General features: G+C 37.8%; 21 protein-coding genes and 1 tRNA gene. All 22 read left to right on the forward strand.

What is annotated here, in order from left to right; genetic code table 11:
• Positions 1 to 296: 296 nt before the first annotated feature.
• The 22 genes from E7A03_RS00005 (at position 297) to arcC (ending at position 23,772) form a co-directional block, all read left to right on the forward strand.
• Positions 297 to 1,967, forward strand: a complete 1,671-nt coding sequence (locus E7A03_RS00005) for a formate--tetrahydrofolate ligase (protein WP_316073519.1) — start codon at positions 297 to 299, stop codon at positions 1,965 to 1,967.
• Between the two features lie 158 nt (positions 1,968 to 2,125).
• Positions 2,126 to 2,743: a cyclodeaminase/cyclohydrolase family protein gene (locus E7A03_RS00010; protein ID WP_195213091.1), complete on the forward strand. Its 618-nt coding sequence runs from the start codon at positions 2,126 to 2,128 to the stop codon at positions 2,741 to 2,743.
• 180 nt (positions 2,744 to 2,923) lie between these two features.
• Positions 2,924 to 4,252 carry a nucleobase:cation symporter-2 family protein gene (locus E7A03_RS00015; protein ID WP_316073522.1) on the forward strand — a complete coding sequence of 443 codons (1,329 nt, stop codon included), beginning with the start codon at positions 2,924 to 2,926 and terminating at the stop codon, positions 4,250 to 4,252.
• Positions 4,253 to 4,466: 214 nt separating this feature from the next.
• Positions 4,467 to 4,907: an MOSC domain-containing protein gene (locus tag E7A03_RS00020; protein ID WP_278617785.1), complete on the forward strand. Its 441-nt coding sequence runs from the start codon at positions 4,467 to 4,469 to the stop codon at positions 4,905 to 4,907.
• Positions 4,908 to 4,933: 26 nt separating this feature from the next.
• Entirely contained in the window at positions 4,934 to 5,899 is a 966-nt protein-coding gene (moaA, locus tag E7A03_RS00025) for a GTP 3',8-cyclase MoaA (protein ID WP_278617784.1), read from the forward strand.
• 1 nt (position 5,900) lies between these two features.
• Entirely contained in the window at positions 5,901 to 6,203 is a 303-nt protein-coding gene (locus E7A03_RS00030) for a hypothetical protein (protein WP_008714343.1), read from the forward strand.
• Positions 6,204 to 6,286: 83 nt separating this feature from the next.
• Positions 6,287 to 6,362: transfer RNA gene (locus E7A03_RS00035), tRNA-Lys, on the forward strand.
• Between the two features lie 281 nt (positions 6,363 to 6,643).
• Positions 6,644 to 7,585 (forward strand): Dyp-type peroxidase, encoded by a 942-nt coding sequence (locus tag E7A03_RS00040; RefSeq protein WP_316073527.1) that lies wholly within the window; start codon positions 6,644 to 6,646, stop codon positions 7,583 to 7,585.
• Between the two features lie 182 nt (positions 7,586 to 7,767).
• The gene (gene thrC / locus E7A03_RS00045) at positions 7,768 to 9,267 is read left to right on the forward strand and encodes a threonine synthase (RefSeq protein WP_278617783.1); all 1,500 of its coding nucleotides are present in this window, start codon (positions 7,768 to 7,770) and stop codon (positions 9,265 to 9,267) included.
• A gap of 212 nt (positions 9,268 to 9,479) precedes the next feature.
• The gene (locus tag E7A03_RS00050; protein ID WP_278617782.1) at positions 9,480 to 10,367 is read left to right on the forward strand and encodes a DMT family transporter; all 888 of its coding nucleotides are present in this window, start codon (positions 9,480 to 9,482) and stop codon (positions 10,365 to 10,367) included.
• A 171-nt stretch (positions 10,368 to 10,538) separates the two neighbouring features.
• The gene (locus E7A03_RS00055; RefSeq protein WP_004696557.1) at positions 10,539 to 12,206 is read left to right on the forward strand and encodes an ATP-dependent nuclease; all 1,668 of its coding nucleotides are present in this window, start codon (positions 10,539 to 10,541) and stop codon (positions 12,204 to 12,206) included.
• A gap of 284 nt (positions 12,207 to 12,490) precedes the next feature.
• Complete coding sequence (mscL, locus tag E7A03_RS00060; protein ID WP_278604567.1) at positions 12,491 to 12,958, forward strand: large conductance mechanosensitive channel protein MscL; 468 nt, start codon at positions 12,491 to 12,493, stop codon at positions 12,956 to 12,958.
• A gap of 123 nt (positions 12,959 to 13,081) precedes the next feature.
• Positions 13,082 to 14,131, forward strand: a complete 1,050-nt coding sequence (locus tag E7A03_RS00065) for a 2-hydroxyacid dehydrogenase (protein ID WP_195394634.1) — start codon at positions 13,082 to 13,084, stop codon at positions 14,129 to 14,131.
• An 82-nt stretch (positions 14,132 to 14,213) separates the two neighbouring features.
• Entirely contained in the window at positions 14,214 to 15,902 is a 1,689-nt protein-coding gene (locus E7A03_RS00070) for a glutamine--tRNA ligase/YqeY domain fusion protein (protein WP_195394635.1), read from the forward strand.
• 190 nt (positions 15,903 to 16,092) lie between these two features.
• Positions 16,093 to 16,725, forward strand: coding sequence for a hypothetical protein (locus E7A03_RS00075; RefSeq protein WP_316073531.1), 633 nt, complete (start codon positions 16,093 to 16,095; stop codon positions 16,723 to 16,725).
• A gap of 104 nt (positions 16,726 to 16,829) precedes the next feature.
• Positions 16,830 to 17,417 (forward strand): DUF3793 family protein, encoded by a 588-nt coding sequence (locus tag E7A03_RS00080; RefSeq protein ID WP_008714331.1) that lies wholly within the window; start codon positions 16,830 to 16,832, stop codon positions 17,415 to 17,417.
• A 10-nt stretch (positions 17,418 to 17,427) separates the two neighbouring features.
• On the forward strand, positions 17,428 to 17,847 hold the full coding sequence (locus tag E7A03_RS00085; protein ID WP_004696544.1) for a flavodoxin: 420 nt from the start codon (positions 17,428 to 17,430) through the stop codon (positions 17,845 to 17,847).
• A gap of 398 nt (positions 17,848 to 18,245) precedes the next feature.
• Positions 18,246 to 18,878 (forward strand): helix-turn-helix transcriptional regulator, encoded by a 633-nt coding sequence (locus E7A03_RS00090; RefSeq protein ID WP_004696542.1) that lies wholly within the window; start codon positions 18,246 to 18,248, stop codon positions 18,876 to 18,878.
• A gap of 9 nt (positions 18,879 to 18,887) precedes the next feature.
• Positions 18,888 to 20,099 carry a diaminopropionate ammonia-lyase gene (gene dpaL / locus E7A03_RS00095; protein WP_195394637.1) on the forward strand — a complete coding sequence of 404 codons (1,212 nt, stop codon included), beginning with the start codon at positions 18,888 to 18,890 and terminating at the stop codon, positions 20,097 to 20,099.
• Positions 20,100 to 20,111: 12 nt separating this feature from the next.
• Positions 20,112 to 21,422 (forward strand): YgeY family selenium metabolism-linked hydrolase, encoded by a 1,311-nt coding sequence (locus tag E7A03_RS00100; RefSeq protein WP_004698551.1) that lies wholly within the window; start codon positions 20,112 to 20,114, stop codon positions 21,420 to 21,422.
• A 152-nt stretch (positions 21,423 to 21,574) separates the two neighbouring features.
• Positions 21,575 to 22,768 carry a knotted carbamoyltransferase YgeW gene (gene ygeW / locus E7A03_RS00105; protein WP_004698646.1) on the forward strand — a complete coding sequence of 398 codons (1,194 nt, stop codon included), beginning with the start codon at positions 21,575 to 21,577 and terminating at the stop codon, positions 22,766 to 22,768.
• Positions 22,769 to 22,836: 68 nt separating this feature from the next.
• Positions 22,837 to 23,772, forward strand: a complete 936-nt coding sequence (gene arcC, locus E7A03_RS00110; protein WP_316073536.1) for a carbamate kinase — start codon at positions 22,837 to 22,839, stop codon at positions 23,770 to 23,772.
• Positions 23,773 to 23,796: the final 24 nt, after the last annotated feature.

Below are 23,796 nucleotides of genomic sequence, written 5' to 3' on the forward strand. Positions count from 1 at the left end.
GCTTGAACGTAGTGAAAGCCAGCGCCTTTAGACGCTGGCCTAGTACTACGGGCTTATAGCCCGTGAGCAAACCACCCGTTTTACGGGTGGTTCTGATTTTTGTACTATTGGGAGAGAATATTTTAGTAATAAGTTAATATAATGTATAGATAGGTAAGAATTGATTAGACATAAGGGCTACTTTCATATATAATAGATTACTGTAGTTGTACAAATATACATCTACAGTAGACATTGAATGTGGTTTCATAGTTGTTATATAGTTTTTGAGCTGGCCATGGTGCCGAGGAGGCTTTATGTTAAGCAATATTGAGATTGCCCAACAGAATAGAATGGAAAAGATTCAGGTTATTGCCAATAAATGTGGTTTAACACCTGATGACATTGAACAATATGGTCATTATAAAGCTAAAATTTCTTTTGATGCTATTCGTCGTTTAGAATCTGAGCCAGATGGTAAGTTAGTGCTAGTCACAGCGATTACGCCAACACCAGCAGGGGAAGGTAAGTCTACAACGAGCATTGGTCTCGTACAAGGTTTACAAAAAATCGGTAAAAATGCAATTGCTACATTACGTGAGCCATCCTTAGGACCTGTTTTTGGGATTAAAGGTGGTGCAGCAGGTGGCGGTTATGCTCAAGTTGTACCTATGGATGACATCAATCTTCACTTTACAGGTGATATGCATGCTATTACAGCGGCTAACAATTTATTATCCGCTATGATTGATAATCACATCCATCAAGGCAATGAATTGCAAATTGACTTGCGTCAATTATCATGGACTCGTGTTCTGGATATGAATGATCGTGCTCTTCGCAATGTGACGGTGGCTCTTGGTGGCAAAGTATGTGGATTCCCTCGGGAAGATCATTTTATGATTACTGTAGCTTCTGAAATCATGGCTATTCTTTGCTTAGCTAAGGATTTAGAAGATTTGAAAGAACGTTTTGGTCGCATCGTTATCGGTTGTAACTTAGCAGGTGATCCTGTTTATGTTCATCAACTTGGTTGCCAAGGGGCAATGGCTCTCCTTATGAAAGATGCTATCAAGCCGAATCTTGTACAGACATTGGAACATACACCAGCTATTGTTCACGGTGGTCCCTTTGCCAATATCGCTCATGGTTGTAACTCCATTGTAGCTACAAAACTAGGACTTAAGCTTGGTGATATCGTAGTTACGGAAGCCGGTTTTGGCGCTGACTTGGGTGCTGAAAAGTTCCTTGATATTAAATGCCGATACGGCGATATTTTCCCTGATGCAATCGTCATCGTAGCTACATTACGAGCTCTTAAAATGCATGGTGGTGTACCAAAACAAGAGTTGAATACAGAAAATGTTGAAGCCATAACTAAAGGTTTCAGTAACTTGCAAAAAGCAATTGAAAACATGCGTTATTTCAATGTGCCTGTATTAGTGGCAATCAATAAATTTGCTAGCGATACAGATGCAGAAATTGCTGAGTTGACTCGCCTATGTGATGAGTTTGGCGTGCCTGTAGAGCTTAATGAATGTTGGGAAAAGGGCGGCGAAGGCGGCACTGATATGGCGAAAAAAGTTGTAGAGTTACTTGAAGGCCCTAAGCCAGCACCTAAATTCGTATATGATTTGGAAGATAGTTTAGAGGATAAAGTTAATAAAATCGTTAAAACTATTTATGGTGGCGATGGAGTTATCTTTACGGACAAAGCCAAAAAGCAAATTAAACAATTAGCAGATTGGGGACTGGATCGTTTGCCTGTATGTATGGCGAAAACGCAATATTCCTTATCTGATAATCCAGCATTATTAGGGGCTCCAACAGGATTCACTATTACTGTATCCGATATTCGTGTTGCCAATGGGGCAGGCTTTATTGTATGTCGTACAGGTGATGTAATGGTAATGCCAGGTCTTCCTAAACGTCCTGCTGCTCTTAATATGGATATTGAAGCAGACGGCACAATTAAAGGCTTATTTTAATAGATATTGTTTATAGTAGAACGTTTCTTAACTGGAGATTTATAGTGTCTGCTATAATTAGTTATATTTTTATTGTGTTCAATATTTGTAGATTTTTATAGTAATTACAAAGCGATAACAAGACATATCTTGTTATCGCTTTTACATGAGGCCTTGTTATGAAATTAGTGGAACAACGAGTGATAGATTTTGTGGCTGCTACTGCATCTAAAGAGCCAACACCAGGTGGTGGTGCTATTGCAGCACTAACTGCCGCAACAGGTGCGGCTTTAGCAGAAATGGTAGCAAACCTTACATTTGGTAAAAAAGGTTATGAAGCGGTTCAGACCGAAATGGAGGAGCTTCAAGCTAAAGCAGAAGCGATTCGCGAGCGCATGCTCGAATTATCTCAAGCTGATGCAGATGTATTTAACATCTTTATGAACGCCTTAGGATTGCCAAAGAATACAGATGAAGAAAAGGCTGCGCGTACAGCTGCTATTCAACAAGCTTACAAAGATGCGGCTATGGTACCTTTTGAGATTGGAGAATTAGCGAATCAAATATTTGATTTAGCAGAACTAGCCTCTCGTAAGGGGAATCAAAACCTTATTACAGATGGTATTATTGCTGCTATTAATGCGCGTGCTGCGGTGAAATCAGCTTTTTTGAATGTGCGTATTAATTTATCTGGTATTAAAGATGAAAGTTTTGTAGCAGAACTAACATCTAAGATGTATGCCATTGAAAAAGATCTTGATGTTAAAGAGTCGTCTATCATAGGGTTATATGAATAATAAGAGATTATAATATAAATCCAATAATATAACCGAGCAAACTATAAAAGTTCGGGAAATAATATAAAGAGAGCCTATTAATACATATAAAATAATAGACTCTCTTTTTTGTATTGTTAAAATCCGAACGATAGTGTAAAATAAACGGGTGATATTTCGAGATTTTATGTAGGAGACATTATGACAGATCAAAAACAAATGAATACGGTCGATAGCATGCTGCCCATACCACAGCTCTTTGCCTTTGGTTTACAGCATGTACTTGCTATGTATGCTGGAGCTGTTGCGGTACCGATTATTGTGGCACAGACGATGAATTTACCGGTGGAGGACTTGATTCGACTTATTACAGCAGACTTGTTTACCTGCGGCATTGCGACCTTAATTCAAACATTAGGCTTCGGTAATATAGGTGGGCGTATTCCTATGATCCAAGGTGTTACCTTTGCATCTGTCGGACCTATGACTATGATTGGGGCACAGCATGGTATGACTGCCATTTACGGTGCCATTATTGTAGCAGGTCTATTTACTTTTATAGTAGCTCTATTCTTTAGCCGTCTAATTCGACTGTTTCCCCCTGTTGTAACGGGAACAATAATTACTCTTATTGGGATTAATTTGATGCCAGTTGCCATTAATTGGATGGGGGGCGGTGTAGGAAATCCAGAATTTGGAAGTTATACGAACATAGGACTTGGATTTCTTACGTTCTTAATTGTTGTCTTTGTATACAAGTTTGCTAAAGGTTTCTTAAGTAATCTTTCTGTATTAATAGGCTTGATCGCAGGCACAGCAATTGCCTTTGCAATGGGTGTTGCTAATTTTGATGAAGTTGGTCGATCTCAATGGGTTGCTTTCATTGAACCATTCTATTTTGGTTTGCCAACCTTTGACTGGGCTTCTGTATTATCTATGATTATCGTCATGCTCGTTGTTATGGTAGAGACGACAGGTGATAGTATTGCTATTGGTGAAATTGTGGATAAGCCAATAGGTCGAAAAGAATTAGCCTCTGTTATTCGTGCCGATGGTATCTCTACTTTAATAGGGGGAATTCTTAATAGTTTCCCATATACAGCCTTTGCTCAAAATGTAGGACTTATTGCGGTTACAGGTGTTAAAAGTCGTTTTGTAGTAGCTGCATCTGGAGTAATCTTAATTTTGTTAGGTTTATTCCCTAAGTTAGCCGCTATTGTTGCTAGTATTCCAAATGCAGTACTCGGTGGTGCTGGCATTGCTATGTTTGGCATGATTGTTGCCAGTGGTATCCGCTCTCTTGGCAAGGTTAGTTTTGATGGTAATCATAACTTGATGCTTGTGGCGATTAGTATTGGAGTGGCTATGATCCCTATTGCGGCGCCGAACTTTTATGCTAATTTCCCTGATTGGGCACAAATTATTTTAAAATCTGGCATTACCTTTGGTAGTATTACGGCAATCTTGCTTAACTTATTACTCAATGGTGTTAATCATGGCGATGAAATTCAAGAAATGGGTCGTCGCTAAATAATACATACGAGAACTCTATTCCTATAGAATAGAGTTCTTTTTAGTGATTAAATTCACAGGGAAAATGTATGAATACTATGTTATAATATATAGATAATTGTAGAACTATTTTGTGATACTTTCATAAAATAGGAATACAGTCTGGATTTACAATTAAGTGTTTATAAAAAGTTATGTATATGGAATGTTCCTATAAGAAGGGAAGGGGCACGTGGCAGACGGAAAGATTATTGCTATCTCCATTAGTGAGAAAAAAGGGCAAAAAAAACATAATATTGAATCCGCCAATCTCATTGTAGATCATGGGATGGAGGGAGATGCTCATGCAGGAAATTGGCACCGCCAAATCAGCTTACTTGGTATCGCTAGTATTGAACATATGCGGGCACAAGGGGCAGATGTAAAACCTGGTGATTTTGCTGAAAACATTACAGTAGAAGGTATGGTTCTTTATGAATTAGCTGTAGGGACTCACTTACAAGTAGGGACTGATGTTATTCTTGAAATTACTCAAATTGGCAAGGAATGCCATCATGGTTGCGAAATCATGAAACAAGTTGGTTCTTGCATTATGCCTACACAAGGTATCTTTGGTAAGGTTCTTAAAAACGGTACGATTCGCGTAGGTGATGAAGTATCTATTATTAAATAATTTTGAGTTGGTAAACGAGGTGTATTATGAAAGACGCATGGGGCCGTACAATTGAATATGTACGTCTGTCGTTGACAGATGCGTGTAATTTTTGTTGTCCCTACTGCCGACCTGCAGAAATTACTCCTCAAAGTCAAACACAACTATTATCTGTTGATGAATGGATGAATATATTAGGGGCCTTCCATCATATTGGTGTGAAGGCAGTACGCCTCACAGGCGGTGAGCCTTTGCTCTATCCACATATCGAAGAGTTACTAGGTCGTATTAAAGAAACAGGTTGGTTTGAAGATATTTCTATGACTACCAATGGTAGTTTATTAGCCTCACGAGCGCAACGGTTAAAAAAACTTGGCTTGAATCGTGTGAATATTAGTTTGGACTCTCTTGAAACTGAAGCTTTTGCCACCTGTGTTGGTAAAGTGGGACAGTTGGAGTCCGTCCTCGACGGTATACGTAGTGCTATTAATGCTAACTTTAAATCCGTTAAGATTAATACGGTTTTATCTCGTTATTGGTCCGATGATGAAGTTAAATCTTTATTACAATATGTTGAAAAATGGCCTGTTGTTTGGCGATTTATTGAATACATGCCGTTCCAAGGTGATGCCTTTCATGGGCCTACCTTTGATGAATGGAAGGAACAACTAGAACGCGTTAGTGGCGGATCTCTCACAGAGGTTCATTCTGTTTATGGCTTTGGTCCTGCTACATATTTGGCACTACCTAGTGGTAAGGCTGTAGGCTTTATATTCTCTATGTCTCATAGCTATTGTGACACTTGCAATCGTGTACGTCTTACATCTGACGGTCAAATGCGATTGTGCTTGTTGCGAGATGATGAGGCTGATCTCGTATCACTCGTACGCAAAGGTGTATCTATAAAGGACTTAGCTAATCATATTGAACGTGCTTTGCAACGAAAACAAGAACGACATGATGGTATAGGTATGGATCAACCTGAGCGTCCAATGTGGCGAATCGGAGGGTAGTATGGGATTTTTTGATTTTTTAAAGCCTAGATCAAAGGAGAATGTTGAATCATGCTGGCCTGGAGGCAAGATGCTTCAAGTCCATATAGAATACAATACACAAGAAACCGTATTTACTTATTTTGGTCGTTATGGGTTACAGTTTAGCGTTCCTAAGTCTAATTTGACGAATGTTATTGTAAAAGAAGTAAGTCGCACTCATAGTGTGCTTCAACTATATAGTGGTGAAAACTGCGTAGGGACTAGTGATCTACTCCCTACTGAGGCCTGTAATATTATGAAGGATTGGGTATTACAATATTAATAATATGAATGTTGATATTTTATAGGAGTGTAATAAATTTTCTTTACATTCCTATAAAATAAGCATATAATTATTCATGTCATGGACCACTAGCTCAGCTGGCAGAGCACCTGACTCTTAATCAGGGTGTCCAGGGTTCGAACCCCTGGTGGTCCACCAGAGTAAAGAACTCACATTTTGTGTGAGTTCTTTTTTTGTGTAAATATTTTTCTTTTAGCTTTTTACATATCTTTTTAGCCTTTATATAGTTATTTACATGGTTAAAATACGTTGTGGTTTAATCCTATTTTTCTCAAACGAGTAGTCATTGATTTAATTAAGTTTATAAACTTTGATATTAATTGAATATAGTATTGATACAATATAATATATTTTATAGACAGTAAAACTATAATAGCTTATGATGGTTTTATAATAGTTTTCTCACTAGGAGGTACCAAATGGCAGTAGATGTTTCTAGAACACAAGATGTGTATAAAGATGCTGGCCAAAGTGTCAACTTCACCACTTTGTTATTAAACCGTAAAGATCATGAGGCAGAGCTTGAAGTGATTCAAGATATGGCAGATCGTATTCAAGCCATTAAACGTTCTGTTAGTATTCGCGCTAATGGGGAAGGTTTGGGCATTGCCTTTGGCTTTAGCCGTAAGGCATGGGATTATTTGTTCCCTAATGCACCGGTACCAAAAGAGTTAGAAGACTTCGAAGGCATAAAAGGTGATAAACAAGATGTACCCGCTGTAGCAGCTGACTTATTTTTGCATGTCCGCTCTAATGATGAATCTGTTACGTATACTGTAGTAGATCAAATTATGGAGTTCTTACGCCCTATTACATCTGTTGTAGATGAAACCCATGGCTTCCACTACGAACAAGGTCGTGCGATTATTGATTTCGTTGATGGTACGGAAAACCCTGTTGGCCAAGAGGCTGTAGAGTGGGGCGTTATTGGAGATGAAGATCCTGAATTTACTAATGGCTCTTATGCATTTGCACAGAAATATGAACATGATCTTGATGCATGGCGTGCACTTCCTACAGAAATGCAAGAGAAATTCATTGGCCGCCGCAAATTTAGTGATATCGAATTAGAGGATGACGAAAAAGACCCGGCAGCTCACAATGTAGTGGCTCAAGACAATCGTGATGATGAAGAACATAAGATCGTTCGTATGAATGTTCCATTTGCTCAACCTGGTCAAGGTGTTCGAGGCACATACTTTATAGGTTATGCTCGTTACTGGGATGTGACCAAAACAATGCTTACCAATATGTTTACACAAAATGATAAATTGCTTGATTATTCTAAGCCTATTACGGGCATGCTATTTTTCATTCCGTCTCTTGATACATTGGATGCTATTGCAGACGGTGAACTATAATCGATTTCTAATTGATGGTGGAGACTAAACATTTATCTAATTAGCTAGTAATGTTTAGTTCTATCTACAAGATTAAAATTTATTATATAATTCTATAGAAAGCGCCCCAAGTGGGCGCTTTTATGCTATAATAAATCTATTAAACTCGTAAAAATCCATTGTAGTTATAAATGAGGTATTCTATGAATTATACTAGCACCCGCGGTACCGTTGCGGTAAATGAAACATATGCATTGTTGCACGGATTGGCAGAGGATGGTGGCCTATATGTACCATCTTTATTCCCTACAAACTGCTTAACTTATAATGATGTGAAAGATAAAAACTACCAAGAAGTAGCAGCCGTTGTTTTAGCAAAGTTGTTTCCATGCTTTTCTGAAGCTCATTTAAATGAAATGATTAATTCTGCTTACTGCGATGCTAATTTCAGCACCCGTGATATTGCACCATTACACTCTTTATTGGAAAAGGTTTCCGTATTGGAACTATTCCATGGCCGCACACAAGCTTTCAAAGATATGGCGTTGTCCTTATTCCCATATTTGTTAGTGGCAGCTAAAGAGGCGGAAGGTGAGAAAAAAGAAGTTCTTATCTTAACGGCTACTTCTGGTGATACTGGTAAAGCAGCTCTTGAAGGCTTCAAGGATATACCTGGCACTCATATTCAGGTATTTTACCCAACTGATGGCGTTAGTCCTATGCAAGCGGAACAAATGCAAAAACAAGAAGGGGCGAATGTCAATGTCACAGCCATTCATGGTAACTTTGACGATGCGCAACAATTCTTGAAACGTCTCTTTGTTGATAAAGTAACTGCAGAAGAGGTTGCTGAAAAAGGGGTTATGTTCTCTAGTGCGAACTCTATCAATATTGGTCGTTTAGCTCCACAAGTAGTTTACTATGTAAATGCCTATGCTGAACTGGTTGCACAAGGTGCAATCCATGAAGACGAAGCTTTCAATGTTGTAGTTCCAACTGGTAACTTCGGTAATATTTTGGCTGCTTACTATGCTAAAAAAATGGGGATTCCTATCGGCAAATTGATTTGTGCGTCCAATCAAAACAACGTACTTACTGACTTCTTTGAAAACGGTACCTACGATATGAACCGCCCATTCTATACGACGATTTCTCCATCTATGGATATTCTTGAGTCCTCTAACTTTGAACGATTCTTATATTATATTTCTGGTGAAGATAGCGAACGTACAGCAGGATGGATGAAAGATCTTAAAGCAACAGGCAAATTAACTGTTAATGAAGAAGAGTTCAAACGTATTAAGACTGATTTTGCTGGTGCCTATGTGGATGATGAAGAAACGAAAGCAATCATTGAACAAGTATACAATTCTTACGGTTATGTAATGGATCCTCACACGGCGGTTGCTATGGGGGCCTATATGAAGGAGTTGGAGAAACATCCTGAAGATGGCGCTCGTCATACAGTGATTGCATCTACAGCACATCCATTTAAATTCCCTACACCAATCTGTGAGGCATTGGATATCAAGGTAGGCGAGACTCCTTATGAAAGCTTAGATAATATCTCTACTGTAACGGGTGTTGCCTTCCCTAAACAATTGGAAGCCTTACAATCCAAACCATTGCGCTTTACAAAAGCAATCGACAAAGAGAATATGAAACAAGAAATCTTAGATTTTGTAGATACATTCTCTAAATAATACAATGCCGCCTTTCATTAGAAGGGCGGCATATCTATATGTTTCTTATTGAGTAACCATTTTTTATTGATTAACCAATTTAATTCATTTTCTCATTAAATTAACATTCATCATATATGATATGGAATTTTGTTAGTATGTATTGATGTATCCATTATTTATAGAAATATGGGTTTATAATTATATAGAGAAATATAATTATAGGAGGGGCTATGGCTAAAAAGGGCCTTATATATGCATTGTTATCTGCACTTTTGTTTAGTACGATGAATGTATTCGTAAAACTGTTGGGGACGAATATTCCACCTGGGGAGATCGCTTTTGCCCGTGGATTCTTTGGGACTGTTGCGGTGCTCATTATCATGTATGTGAAGGGAATCCGATTTTCAAAAGAGGATCGGGGGCTCCTTGTCATGCGTGGCCTATACGGCGGTTTTGGTATGGTCTGTAATTTTATTGCTTTGGTACACATAAAATTATCTGATGCAACAATTCTATTTCAGACGACAGGAATATTTGTTTTTATCTTTAGTGCTCTGTTTCTGAAGGAATCGATACCTAAAGGGGCTGGCAAATGGCTCGGAGTTATTTTGATTGCTGTCTTAGTAATGGTAAATCCTTTTAGTTATGAATCATTTTCTTGGTATGCCTTGTTAGCAATTTTAGGTGCTGCTCTAGCTGCGGCGGCTTATACGACAATACGAACTATTAGTAAACGCGGACAACATAGTAATTTTGAAATTATGGCCTATTTTATGATTACTGGTATGATTGCGGGCCTCGTCACTACAGAACAGCTCGTTATGCCTCAAGGTACAGACTGGCTAATTATCTTTGCTATCGGTGGTATTAGTGTAGTGGCTCAGTTTTTCTTGACCGGAGCCTTTGTTACGACCAATGCTGTAGTGGCTCAATTCTTGCAATACGTTGGCGTATTTATTAGTTCCTTCTACGGGTTCTTGATCTTTGGTGAAAGTTTATCCATAGCCACAGTGGGTGCTGGTATTGCCATGTTTATATCTTCTGTTATGTTGGCGCGTCTTAAAGAACAGAGTGGTCCATTAAGAGAGGGCAAGGTCATAGAGGATAAAATCAAATAAATGTCGAATATATACAATATCAGATTGTATATGACAGTGGGGTGCTGATTACATTCGTGATTAGCACCTTTTTACATAAAAGAGATAATACAAGGGTATTAGTTAGTGATTTGTGGTAATGAAATATACTAGAGCTCTTTCATTTTGAAAGTAGCTACAGACGGAGGAGCTATGTATATAAAATGGATGCATATTGAAAACTATAGGAACTTAGCCGATGTAACACTAAGCTTTCACAATGATATTAATTACTTTGTCGGTGAGAATGCAGTAGGTAAGTCTAATTTTCTAGATCTCTTAGAAATTATCATGGAGTGCCATGGGTTCATTGAAAGTGATTTCACGGATGTAAACAAGCCTATCCGCATTGATTTTGAAATATCTTTAGGTGAGTTAAATTATAAAAGCATGTATACTGCTGATGAAGGCCCCACCTACCGTTTACGACTTGAACAAGTTGTACAAGAGGTATATCCACGATTATACAGAGTCACTGATGCAGGGATTGAACCTATGGCGTTATCTATGATTCGTCATGCCTTATATGTGTGTCATCGCGATACATCAGAGCAAGAGCTATTTTCTATACCCTCTGCTGTATATATTGAATTAGGACATCTCTTACAAGCTTATGTATCTCGATTAGAAATGGCGACTGATGATTTGCAGCGTGAAATTGTCAGTTTACGCAAGGATTTAGATCCCTATTGTATGCTCAATATTCAACACCTTATAGAGGTGTTGTCTACATCTTCTGCTATAGAACGCAAGTATTCTGCTGATAATGTGCGTTTAATAATGGCTGTGGCTCTTAAAATTTTAGCTCAAATCTATATGAAGGTGAGTAGTGCGACTACAAATCTAGAAGCTTTACTTGTATATGATGGAAAGGGTCGCAAGTTTTTACCAATCTTTATCAGTGTGGATGAGCCAGAGCTACATTTAAGCCCTTATTTGCAACGGGCTGTGCTCAATTATTACCGCCAAATTGCAACTAATGAAAATGAAGAGTTTTTATCGTTGTTGCGAGATGTATTTAAAATTGATGGATTGTTAGGACAACTTTTTGTAGTTACACATAGTACAGATGCGCTTGTTGATGATTATCGGCACATTATTCGCCTTTATCGGGATGAAAATAATATGGTCTGTGCAGCTTGTGGGGTTACGTTTAACTTCCCTAAAGAGGTAGAGAAACATTTGATTATGCATTTTCCAGAGGCTAAGGAGGCGCTCTACGCTCGGTGTATTATCATTGTAGAAGGAGAGACAGAGTACGGTAGCTTTGCAGGTTTTGGTAAACGATTGGGGGTAGATTTTGATTACTTTGGCATCTGTCTTATCAATGCCCGAGGAGAGTCTTCTATTAGTAAATTACAAAAATTATTTAATAGATTCTCTATTCCAACAGTAGCTCTCTATGATCGAGATGTAGAGGGAAAGTATGCAAAAGCACATAGCAATATATTTTACACACAAGAAATTTGTTTTGAAATGGATTTTGTATCGTATTTGCTTGCGATGCACAAGCGTTCCATAATGGATGCCATTATCAAGGATATTATTGATGATGCTCGGCCAATGGTAACAAAGGACATGGCACGTCGTGGTTATGCGAAACTAGGTATTACTAAAAGTCAAATTGTACAACGATGTTTATCGAATATTTCGGATCGTAAGTTAGATGATTTACATATTTATTACTTCTCTTGGTTCTATGCCAATAAAGGGGTAATTGTAGGGCGTCGTATTAGTCAATTCTTAGATGCTTCCATGATACCACCTGCATTTATTGCAGTAATAGAGCGTGCTAAACTTCTTTCACTAGGTTTAGGTTAATGGAACAATACATTAATACTTCTAATTAATAGAGTCTGACCAAAGTTTGGTTAGGCTCTATTTTCTAGTATGTATCAAAGCGTTTTAGAGTGTAGGCATAGAAAATATGGTGCAAAAAATACGCATAATACGTGATTTATTACAATAATAGATAGAATTATGAAAAACTATATTAACTAAATTTTAAAAACTACATCGAAATTTCTTGACATCTTTTTATCTTTATTTTATGATTAGTACTGTTATTAATGCATTCTCAATTAAACGTATCTAGGAGTATGAAAATGAAAGACTTTTTAAACGACTTTAAAGCATTTGCTTTCAAAGGCAATATGATGGACCTAGCTATTGGTATGATTATTGGTGCTGCTTTCACAGCATTGGTTAATTCTGTTGTAAACAACCTATTCATGCCTGTTCTCAGTATATTCACAGGTGGTATTGATTTTAGTAATTTGTATTTGCCATTGAGCACAGGTTCTAAAGATGCATTCATGGCTGGCGCTGATATTGCTACAGCTCGTGCAGCTGGATCTGTATTGCCATATGGTACATTTATTACTGATTTGATTCAATTCTTGATTTTGGCATTTGTTGTATTCTTGATGGTTCGTGGTTTGGCTAAAATGATGAAATCCGCGAAAGAAGAGGAAGTTGCAGAAGCACCTGCAACGAAAGAATGTCAATTCTGTAAATCTGAAATCAATATTAATGCAGTTAAATGTCCTAACTGTACTGCAGATTTGAACTAGTTCAAATTTAAATTATACATAAAAGGAGTGAGGTTTTGGCCTTACTCCTTTTTGTTGTATTACGTTAGCTTTCTAGTATAAAATATAATTATAATATATAGAATTTTTTAGGGAGGGATATACATGGAAAAGAAACCTCTAGTAGTAGTAAATGGACTGGTTCGCAAAGATGCGATTGCATATTTAAAAGAGCATGTAGATGTGCGCCAATGGACTGAAAAAACAGTGATGCCTCGTGAGGTACTGAAGGAATGGCTCATTAATGCGGATGGTTTGTGGTGTGTACGACCTTTAGATGTAGATGGTGATCTTGTAAAGAATGCGCCAAATTTAAAGGTTATAGCACAAGCGGCCGTAGGTTATGATAATGTAAATATTGATGAACTAACAGCGGCAGGTATTCCTTATGGCAATACGCCAGGTGTTCTCAATGAAACGGTAGCAGAACTTGCGTTTACGTTGATTGCCACGGCTAGTCGTCGTATTATAGAAAATGCTAACTTTGTAAAAGACGGTCGTTGGGCTCAAAGACCTTCTAATATTAAAGGTTTTGATTTAAGTCGTCGCACTCTTGGTATCATTGGCATGGGGGCTATCGGCGTATCCATTTCTCGACGTGCCCGTGCGTTTGGTATGACTGTTGTGTATCATAATCGTAATCAACGTTTGGATGATAAGATTCATAAGACTACTTATATGGAGTTAGATGATTTATTAGCCATTAGTGATGTAGTATGCGTTATGGCTCCATTGACAGATGAAACATATCATATGTGTGACGAAGCGTTTTTCAAGAAAATGAAGAATACCGCTTTATTTGTTAATGTTGGTCGTGGACCTATAGTAGATACAGAGGCACTTATCAATGCCCTTAAAACGGGTGAAATCGATTATGCAGCCCTTGATGTAACGGATCCAGAACCATTACCAGTGGATCATCCATTATTAGATGTAGAAAATTGCCTCATTGTACCACATATTGGTTCTTATACAGATCGAACTCGTTTAGATATGTCTATTTTGACAGCAGACAATATTATTGCCGGCGTTTATAAGAAACCTTTAAAAACATGTGTAAATGAAGAAGTAAATTATAAGAAACCTCAAATGGATGTAGAGTCTGCGCTAGAAGAGCTTAAAAAGGCTGGCGTTGATTTAACTGATTTCGACTAAAAGTGGAAGACATTAAAAGATATGCGGTTTTATACAAAATATGGTAAAATAAAAGAATATTTTTCCTATGGAGGTAAGAACGTTGGAACATAAAGACATTGAAAAAGATGTAGCTCCTGAAGAAGTTGTATCTGTTAACTTTATTGAAGCTATTATCAACAAAGATAACGAAACTGGCAAATACGGTGGCCGTGTATTGACTCGCTTTCCACCAGAACCAAATGGTTACTTGCATATTGGACATGCTAAATCTATTTGCCTCAACTTTGGTATTGGTAAACAATACAATGGCTTAACAAATCTTCGCTTTGATGATACAAATCCTGTAAAAGAAGATGTCGAATATGTAAACTCCATCATGGAAGATGTTAAATGGCTTGGATTTGATTGGAATGAACAACCACGTTATGCATCTGATTATTTTGACCAAATGTATGAGTATGCTAAGAAATTAATCACGCTTGGCAAAGCTTATGTAGATGATCAAACTGCAGATGAAATTAAACAAAATCGTGGCGATTTCTCTACTCCTGGTGTCAATAGTCCATACCGTGATCGTAGTGTAGAAGAAAATTTGATGCTCTTCGAAGAAATGAAAGCTGGCAAGTATAAAGATGGGGAAAAGGTATTGCGTGCAAAAATCGATATGGCGCATCCTAATATCGTAATGCGTGATCCTGTTATTTATCGTATTGTAAATACAGAGCATCATAATACGGGTAATGAGTGGAAAATTTACCCTATGTATGATTTTGCCCATCCTATTGAAGATGCTATTGAACGCATTACGCATTCTATTTGTACATTAGAATTTGAAGTTCACCGGCCATTATATGATTGGGTGTTAGAGGAATGGGATGATACTGAAATTCCTCAACAAATTGAGTTTGCTCGCTTGAATGTAACTAAAATGGTTATGTCCAAACGTAAATTGCGTGCTCTTGTTGAAGCTGGTCTCGTAGCTGGTTGGGATGATCCTCGTATGCCAACTATTTCAGGCTTGCGCCGTCGTGGTTATACTCCAGAATCTATTCGTGACTTCTGTGATCGTATTGGCGTTGCTAAAGCTGATAGCGTTGTTGATATTGCTTTGCTTGAGTTCTGTATCCGTGAAGATTTGAAACTCAAAGCTACACGCCCTATGGTAGTTATTGATCCTGTGAAAGTTATTATTACGAACTATCCAGAAGGTCAAACTGAACTTTGCACAGTTGAAAACAATCCAGAAAATGAAGAGTTGGGTAACCGTGAAGTTGTATTCGGTCGTGAAATCTACATTGAACGCAATGACTTTATGGAAGAACCAGTTAAGAAATTCTTCCGCTTGGCACCAGGTAAAGAAGTACGCTTGAAAGGAGCTTACTTCATTACATGCACTGATGTTATTAAAGATGAAAATGGTAATATTACAGAAATTCACTGTACATATGACCCTGAAACTAAGAGCGGTAGCGGTTGTACACGTAAGGTTAAGGGCACATTACATTGGGTTGAAGCATCTACTGCAGTAGATATTGAATCCCGTTTATATGATTACCTGCTCAAAGAAGATTCTGATGGCAAAGATTTCTTAGGTGATTTTAATCATGAGTCTTTACAAGTATTCCATAGTAAAGGTGAGGCAAGTCTTGCTACAACTGTACCAGGTGATCATTTCCAATTCTTGCGTCAAGGTTACTTTGTAACTGATAAAGACAGTACTTCAGACCATATTGTGATGAACCGTATTGTTGGTTTACGCGATAGTTGGGCTAAGGCACAAAAGAAATAATATAACGCTTATTTTATATTACTATAATGTTAAAGAACCGCTCCTTGGTGGGCGGTTCTTTAACACTGGGTTATTACTATAAATACTTTAATGACAATAGATGTTTAGAATAGCCTAAGCCATTGTTTGGCTTTAATCTCTAGATGTTGTATTGCTAGTTTATTATATTAATGCTTTCATGAGGAGAAAAATGAAAAAAATAGTACTACTTGCTACGGTAGCGGCTGCGTTGGTATCTATGCCTGCTACGGGTTCTGCAGCAAACATAAAGTCCATTTTAAATAGAAGTCAAACTATAACATATCAAGGTGTTAAATTGCCTGAAGGTGTTACTATGTATCAAAATAATCCTAAAGCGTTGTTTGCTGGGGAGGGTAAAAAAGATATTAAGTCTGTACTTCTTGGGTTGGGCGCGTCTTCTGCAGACGTATATACATTAAACATTAAAAATGAGAATGAAATGCAATATGCTGTTTATGCGAATGTTGTGTTAGGTAAACAATTATTTGGTCGCATGAGTGAAACAAAACATTTGAATACAGATTCTTCATCTCTTGGAGTATTAGCTGCGGCTATTAACAATGGCGATAGTCCTGTACTTGGTACTTTCACGGTAATAAACCCATTAGTAAAACAAGGCAATGCCTATAAAGGCACATTGAAATATAAAAGTATAGCTAATAATAATTCTTATAATGAGATATTACATATTAGTATTTCTGAAGATAAATATACAGGACCAAATGCTCATTTAATTGCTGTTGACGAAGCTAATGATAGTGTTGTATTCTCTAAAGTTAAAGGTTTATTACATACCAAATAATAAATAATTATTGAAAATATATATCAATTATTCTTGACAATTTTTCTCATCAAGAGTACTATGAGCCTATAGGAATTATTCTCATTAGAGGAAATTCTAACGATGTGCAACAGGCAGGTACTATTATGATGAATTCAATTGACCATATCATTGGATATCATTGTGCACCGGCAATTCGAGGTATTAAGCTATCGAACTTGGTTTCTATTCCACGGGACATGAATGAACAAATCCAATTTGTATTGATAGAGTATAATAAAGCGTTCAATGAAAAAGGATTGTTCTTCTTTGAATTATGTCGTTGTAAAGCGCGAAGACTATTATTGGTATTCCGTGAGAAGCAATTAAGAGACTATGTACGGCAACCTGCGGTGATGTTATTTTTGAAAGCCTACGGTTATCATGATCGAATGAGCATTATGGAGATGCTCGAACATCTTAGATATCGTATGGAAGTAAGCATTGAGTTTCCACATGAAATCGGCATTTTTCTAGGTTACCCATTAAAGGATGTGAAATGTTTTATTTCCTATCGTGGTGGGGGATACCGAATGTGCGGAGAGTGGAAGGTTTACCATGATGTGGTAAATGCACAACGCTCTTTCTTGTGTTACAAAGCATGTCGTGAATTTTGTCAAACTCAATTGATGTTGGGAAAAACATTTAGTTCATTGGTCGCAAGAACGGCCTAGGAGGTACAAGATGATTGGTGTAATTTTTTGGTCCGGTACAGGCAATACAGAACGCATGGCTTATGAAGTAGCTGAAGGTATTAAAGCTGCAGGTCAAGAAGTTGAAGTAAAATCCGTTTCTGAAGTATCTGTTGATGAAGCAGCCGCTTATGAAAAATTAGCTCTTGGCTGTGCTGATATGGGTGCAGAACAATTAGAAGAAGGCGAATTTGAACCATTCTACACTGAACTAGAAGGCAAGTTGAGTGGTAAAAAAATAGCGATCTTTGGCTCCTATGGTTGGGGTGGTACTTGGTTGGAAGACTGGGGCACTCGAATTAAAGATGCTGGTGGCGAATTAGTGGCTGATGGCGTAGCAATCTTGGGCGAACCTGATGATGATGGTAATGCACAATGCCAAGAATTAGGTAAAACATTAGCAAACGCTTAATTTGATTTTAATTACTAACATAAATACTAATAGTTAATAATAAAAGGTTGTAATGACGATAATTCGTTATTACAGCCTTTTTTGTATGTACTTATGATTGATATGATGGAGCAAAGGTCATTAAAAATTTTGATATCGATAAGTAAATGTGATGAAAATCATAATGTTTATTTATCTTTATCTCTATTTGTGTATATAAGCGCATAATTATAAATAACTTTAATACATAATTATATTGCGTTTTTGTACACATAGTCCTATAATTTAGTTAAAGAACCTAACAAAAATTTAGGTTGATACAAAAATAGTTAGGGTTAATTTTATATTAGCTATTAACCGGGCTAGCGTAATTTAAACGGGAAAGGTTAATCTATGACATTGAAAGAGGGGTTATTTCAATGAGTACATTAGAGCGAATAAAAGTCATAGCCCATGGATTAGCGGTACAATTTGGACCATCCTGTGAAGTATTGATTCATGATTTACAAGGGGATATTAATTCTTCTCTTGTATATATTGAGAATGGAACTATAACTAATAGACATGTTGGTGATGGCCCATCGCATGTGGTTTTAGATGTGCTGAGTCATGACGATGGTAGCGAGGGCAGATTTGGTTATCTCACAAAGACTAAAGATGGTCGAATATTAAAATCTTCTACCATGTATATTCGTGATGATACAGGTCGTATAGCATACTTGTTGGGGATTAACCAAGATATAACAGAGTTTGTTATGATGCATCGACTTTTGGATAGTTTGGTCAATACAGGTCAGGAAGATGCAGGATCTGTTGAAAAAATTACGACGAGTGTATCGGAACTATTAGATGATTTATTACTAGACGTAGAACGTTTAGTTGGTAAACCAGGACCATTGATGAATAAGGTGGAACGCTTAAAAGCTATTTCCTATTTAAACGAAAAAGGGGCTTTTCTTATCTCGAAGTCTTCTGAGAAGATAGCAGAGTATTTTAATATTTCTAAGTTTACTCTTTATAGTGATTTAAATACTGTAAAGGAAGAATCCTAGGAGGCAAATATGGAACGAATTCAGTGGAAACGTAATACAATGGTACCATCAAGTGACAAGTTTTTGTCCGTTATGGATGTTAGAGAGGTTAAGAAAGCTAAAGCGTTTCATGAAAGTTTTCCACAATATAGCGTTACTCCACTTGTATCGCTTAAGAATTTAGCGTCTTATATCGGTGTTGATGCACTCTTTGTAAAAGATGAATCCTACCGATTTGGCCTTAATGCATTTAAGGTATTAGGCGGCTCCTATGCGATGGCAAAATATGTGGCGCAACAAACTGGTAAAGCTGTTGAGGATGTACCATATGATGTATTAACATCAGCAAAATTAAAAGAAGAGTTTGGTCAAGCTACATTCTTTACTGCCACTGATGGTAACCACGGTCGAGGTGTAGCATGGGCAGCCAATAAATTAGGTCAAAAATCTGTAGTATTTATGCCAAAGGGCTCTACAGAATATCGTAGAAAACAAATCGAAAACGAAGGCGCTACTGTAACAATCGAAGACTTCAACTACGATGAGTGTGTACGCTTAGCAACTAAAAAGTCTAAAGAAGTTCCTAATGGTGTTGTAGTTCAAGATACTGCCTGGGAAGGTTATGAAGAAATTCCAAACTGGATTATGCAAGGCTATGGCACAATGGCTATGGAAACAGCCAATCAATTAGAAGCTGATAATTGTAAAGTTCCTACTCATGTATTTGTACAAGCTGGTGTAGGTTCCCTTGCCGGTTCTGTAGTGGGTTACTTCACTAATCTATACAGCAATGTGGCTAAAAAACCTAAATTAGTTGTTGTAGAAGCGGCAGCTGCAGCTTGTTTATACAAAGGTGCTGTAGCTGATGATGGTAAACCTCGTATCGTAGAGGGTGATTTAGAAACAATCATGGCAGGCTTAGCTTGTGGTGAACCGAACACAGTTTCTTGGGATATTTTGAGAAATCATGCAGATGTATTCGTTTCTGCGCCTGACTGGGTGGCACGTTTAGGCATGCGCGTTGGCGGTGCACCGATTAAAGGCGATACTCCAATTACTACTGGAGAGTCTGGTGCAGTTCCATTAGGTCTTGTAATGGCAATTATGACAATGCCGGAATATGAAGACTTACGGAAAGAGTTAGAACTAGATGCGTCTTCAAAGGTACTCTGTTTCTCCACTGAAGGTGATACGGACCCTGAAAGATATAAAAATATTATGTGGTATGGTGAAGATCGTTAGGAGGCATTAATTATGGATTTACAAGCAATTAAACAAGCAGCGGCAACTTATGGCCCAGCGATGACAAAGTTTTTACGTGAGATCGTAGCATTCCCAGGTGAAAGTGCTGAAGAAAAAGATCATGTAAAACGTATAGAACAAGAGATGAAAGATCTAGGATTTGATGAAGTTGAAGTAGATCCTATGGGGAATATTCTTGGATATATGGGTACAGGAAAAACCCTCATTGCCTTTGATGGACATATTGATACAGTTGGTATTGGCAATCGTGATAATTGGGATTTTGATCCATACGATGGTTTCGAAGACGAAACTAAAATTGGTGGTCGTGGCGTATCTGACCAATTGGGTGGTATCGTATCCGCTGTATACGGCGCTAAGATTATGAAAGATTTAGGACTTCTAAGTGATAAATATCGTGTACTTGTTGTAGGCACCGTACAAGAAGAGGACTGCGATGGCCTTTGCTGGGAATACATGATTAAAGAACGTAATATCCGTCCTGAATTTGTAGTATCTACAGAACCAACTGATGGCGGTATCTATCGTGGGCAACGTGGTCGTATGGAAATTCGTGTAGATGTACAAGGTGTATCTTGCCATGGTTCTGCTCCTGAACGCGGTGACAACGCAATTTATAAAATGGCAGATATACTTCAAGACATCCGTGAATTGAATGCTAACTCTGCTGATGAAAGCACAAAAATTAAGGGCCTTGTTAAAATGCTTGATCCAAAATTTAACCCTGACCACTATGAAGAAGCTCGCTTCTTAGGTCGCGGTACAGTAACTACTTCCCAAATTTTCTATACTTCTCCAAGCCGTTGTGCAGTAGCTGACTCCTGCGCTATTTCCTTGGACCGTCGTATGACTGCTGGTGAAACTTGGCAAAGTTGCTTGGCAGAAATCGAAGAATTACCACATGTTAAAGAATATGGTGCGAAAGTATCCATGTACGAATATGCTCGTCCATCTTGGACTGGTTTAACCTATCCAATTGAATGCTACTTCCCAACATGGGTAATTCCTAAAGATCACAAAGTAACAGAAGCTTTGGAAGAAGCATACACTAGCTTATATGGCAACGAACGTATTGGTGCAGAAGATACAGTTGAAATGCGTAAAGCTCGCCCATTAACTGATAAATGGACATTCTCCACAAATGGTGTATCTATCATGGGTCGTAATGGTATTCCTTGCATCGGCTTCGGTCCTGGCGCAGAAGCACAAGCACATGCTCCTAACGAAATTACATGGAAACAAGATCTTGTAACATGTGCCGCTGTATATGCATTGTTACCATCCGTATACTGCAAAGACTAATATCACATATATTGAATTAGATCTATTTTAACGAAAATAACTGAAAATAGTTGATATTAAGAATTTCATATGGTACCTCAACATTTGATGAGGCATCGTATAAAGTTAGATCCTAAGTAGCCCTTTAGGGAATTGAAAGAGAGGACTTACAGATGACAGACTTCAATAAAAGTATTGAAACACTACAAGGCTTAGATGTTAGTAAAATGTACGGCGAAGATTTCTTCCTAACTTGGGAAAAATCTGATGACGAATTAAAAGGTGTTTGGGCAGTAGCTGATGCATTGCGTGCTCTTAGAGAACGCAATATCTCCACTAAAGTATTTGACAGCGGTCTTGGCATTTCTTTATTCCGCGATAACTCTACAAGAACTCGTTTCTCTTTTGCTTCCGCTTGTAATTTGCTAGGCCTTGAAGTTCAAGATTTAGATGAAGGCAAATCTCAAATCGCTCACGGTGAAACAGTTCGTGAAACAGCTAATATGATTTCCTTTATGGCAGATGTTATCGGTATTCGTGATGATATGTATATCGGTAAAGGTAATGCTTATATGCATCAAGTATCCGATGCAGTTAAAGAAGGTCACGAAGATGGTGTACTAGAGCAACGCCCAACACTTGTAAACCTACAATGTGATATTGACCATCCTACACAAATCATGGCTGATACAGCTCATATCATCAAAGAATTCGGCGGTGTAGAAAACCTTAAAGGCAAAAAGATTGCTATGACTTGGGCATACTCCCCATCTTATGGTAAACCTTTATCCGTACCTCAAGGTGCTATTGGTTTATTTACTCGTCTCGGTATGGAAGTTGTATTAGCACATCCAGAAGGGTATGAAGTAATGCCGGAAGTTGAAGAAATCGCTAAGAAACAAGCTGAAGCTAGCGGCGGTTCATTCCGTAGAACTAACGACATGAAGGATGCTTTCAAAGATGCAGACATCGTATATCCTAAGAGCTGGGCTCCATTCGGTGCAATGGAAAAACGTACAAAACTGTATGGTGAAAATGATCATGAAGGTATTAAAGCATTAGAAAAAGTTCTTCTTGAAGAAAATGGTAAACATAAAGATTGGGCATGTACGGAAGAGATGATGAGTCTCACAAAGGACGGCAAAGCTCTTTACTTACATTGCTTACCAGCAGATATTACAGGTGTAAGTTGTGAAGAAGGCGAAGTAGATGCAACAGTATTTGATCGCTACCGCATACCTCTTTATAAGGAAGCAAGCTACAAACCATATGTTATTGCAGCTATGATTTTCCTTAGCAAATTTAAAAATCCTGTAGAAACCTTAAAAGAATTAGAACGGAAGGGAACCGAACGAGTTCAACCGTAAAGTAAAGTTTAGGGGCCATCCGTATTGATGGCTCCTTTTATTCTTAATAGTTTGTTATGAGGCATAACATGAAAAAGAGAGTTGTAGTAGCACTGGGGGGGAATGCATTAGGCAATTCCTTACCAGAACAGAAAATTGCAGTAAAAAGTACAGCTAAAACGATTATTGATTTAGTAGAAGCTGATTGTGACGTAGTGGTAACACATGGTAATGGACCTCAAATTGGTATGATCAACAATGCGATGGCTGCATTGACTCGTGAAGTAGAAGGTCAACCAAACACTCCATTATCTGTATGTGTAGCAATGAGCCAAGCTTATATTGGTTATGACTTACAAAATGCTCTTCACGAAGAGCTCTTAAATCGTGGTATAAAAGATTTGCCAACAATGACTATGGTTACACAAGTACTTGTTGATCAAAATGACCCAGCTTTTCAAAATCCTACAAAACCAATTGGACACTTTATGACTCAGGAAGAAGCTGAATACGCAGAAAAGAATTACGATTATGTGGTAAAAGAAGATGCGGGACGTGGTTATCGTCGTGTGGTGGCATCTCCAGCACCAAAAGAAATTATTGAACTAGAAGCAATTAAAGGTTTAGTAGGTAAACAATTAATTGTTGCTTGTGGCGGGGGAGGTATCCCAGTAACTAAAGAAGGTAATGAACTTCATGGTGCAGCTGCTGTTATTGATAAAGATTGGACTAGTAGTTTATTGGCCCAAGAAATTGATGCTGATGTTCTCGTTATTTTAACAGCTGTTGAAAAGGTTGCCATTAACTTTGGTAAAGAAAATGAAAAATGGCTTGATGAAATAAACGTTACACAAGCTAAAGAATATGTATCAGCTGGTGAGTTTGCAGAAGGCTCGATGAAACCAAAGGTAGAAGCCGCTATAGCATTTGCAGAATCTAAAAAAGGCCGTGTTTCAATTATCACATTATTAGAGAAATCTAAAGATGGTATAGCAGGAAAAACAGGAACACGTATCGTATTATAATAATATATAAGTTTATAAGTATGC

Origin of the sequence: Veillonella parvula, from assembly GCF_032472435.1 — a bacterium.
GTDB classification, from domain to species: Bacteria; Bacillota; Negativicutes; order Veillonellales; family Veillonellaceae; genus Veillonella; species Veillonella parvula_N.

Excerpts from the sequence above, each read along its gene's own strand:
- E7A03_RS00005 (WP_316073519.1), top strand. The coding sequence starts at position 297 with ATGTTAAGCAATATTGAGATTGCCCAACAGAATAGAATGGAAAAGATT.
- E7A03_RS00010 (WP_195213091.1), top strand. The coding sequence starts at position 2,126 with ATGAAATTAGTGGAACAACGAGTGATAGATTTTGTGGCTGCTACTGCA.
- E7A03_RS00015 (WP_316073522.1), top strand. The coding sequence starts at position 2,924 with ATGACAGATCAAAAACAAATGAATACGGTCGATAGCATGCTGCCCATA.
- moaA (WP_278617784.1), top strand. The coding sequence starts at position 4,934 with ATGAAAGACGCATGGGGCCGTACAATTGAATATGTACGTCTGTCGTTG.
- E7A03_RS00030 (WP_008714343.1), top strand. The coding sequence starts at position 5,901 with ATGGGATTTTTTGATTTTTTAAAGCCTAGATCAAAGGAGAATGTTGAA.
- E7A03_RS00040 (WP_316073527.1), top strand. The coding sequence starts at position 6,644 with ATGGCAGTAGATGTTTCTAGAACACAAGATGTGTATAAAGATGCTGGC.
- thrC (WP_278617783.1), top strand. The coding sequence starts at position 7,768 with ATGAATTATACTAGCACCCGCGGTACCGTTGCGGTAAATGAAACATAT.
- E7A03_RS00050 (WP_278617782.1), top strand. The coding sequence starts at position 9,480 with ATGGCTAAAAAGGGCCTTATATATGCATTGTTATCTGCACTTTTGTTT.
- E7A03_RS00055 (WP_004696557.1), top strand. The coding sequence starts at position 10,539 with ATGTATATAAAATGGATGCATATTGAAAACTATAGGAACTTAGCCGAT.
- mscL (WP_278604567.1), top strand. The coding sequence starts at position 12,491 with ATGAAAGACTTTTTAAACGACTTTAAAGCATTTGCTTTCAAAGGCAAT.
- E7A03_RS00065 (WP_195394634.1), top strand. The coding sequence starts at position 13,082 with ATGGAAAAGAAACCTCTAGTAGTAGTAAATGGACTGGTTCGCAAAGAT.
- E7A03_RS00075 (WP_316073531.1), top strand. The coding sequence starts at position 16,093 with ATGAAAAAAATAGTACTACTTGCTACGGTAGCGGCTGCGTTGGTATCT.
- E7A03_RS00085 (WP_004696544.1), top strand. The coding sequence starts at position 17,428 with ATGATTGGTGTAATTTTTTGGTCCGGTACAGGCAATACAGAACGCATG.
- E7A03_RS00090 (WP_004696542.1), top strand. The coding sequence starts at position 18,246 with ATGAGTACATTAGAGCGAATAAAAGTCATAGCCCATGGATTAGCGGTA.
- dpaL (WP_195394637.1), top strand. The coding sequence starts at position 18,888 with ATGGAACGAATTCAGTGGAAACGTAATACAATGGTACCATCAAGTGAC.
- E7A03_RS00100 (WP_004698551.1), top strand. The coding sequence starts at position 20,112 with ATGGATTTACAAGCAATTAAACAAGCAGCGGCAACTTATGGCCCAGCG.
- ygeW (WP_004698646.1), top strand. The coding sequence starts at position 21,575 with ATGACAGACTTCAATAAAAGTATTGAAACACTACAAGGCTTAGATGTT.
- arcC (WP_316073536.1), top strand. The coding sequence starts at position 22,837 with ATGAAAAAGAGAGTTGTAGTAGCACTGGGGGGGAATGCATTAGGCAAT.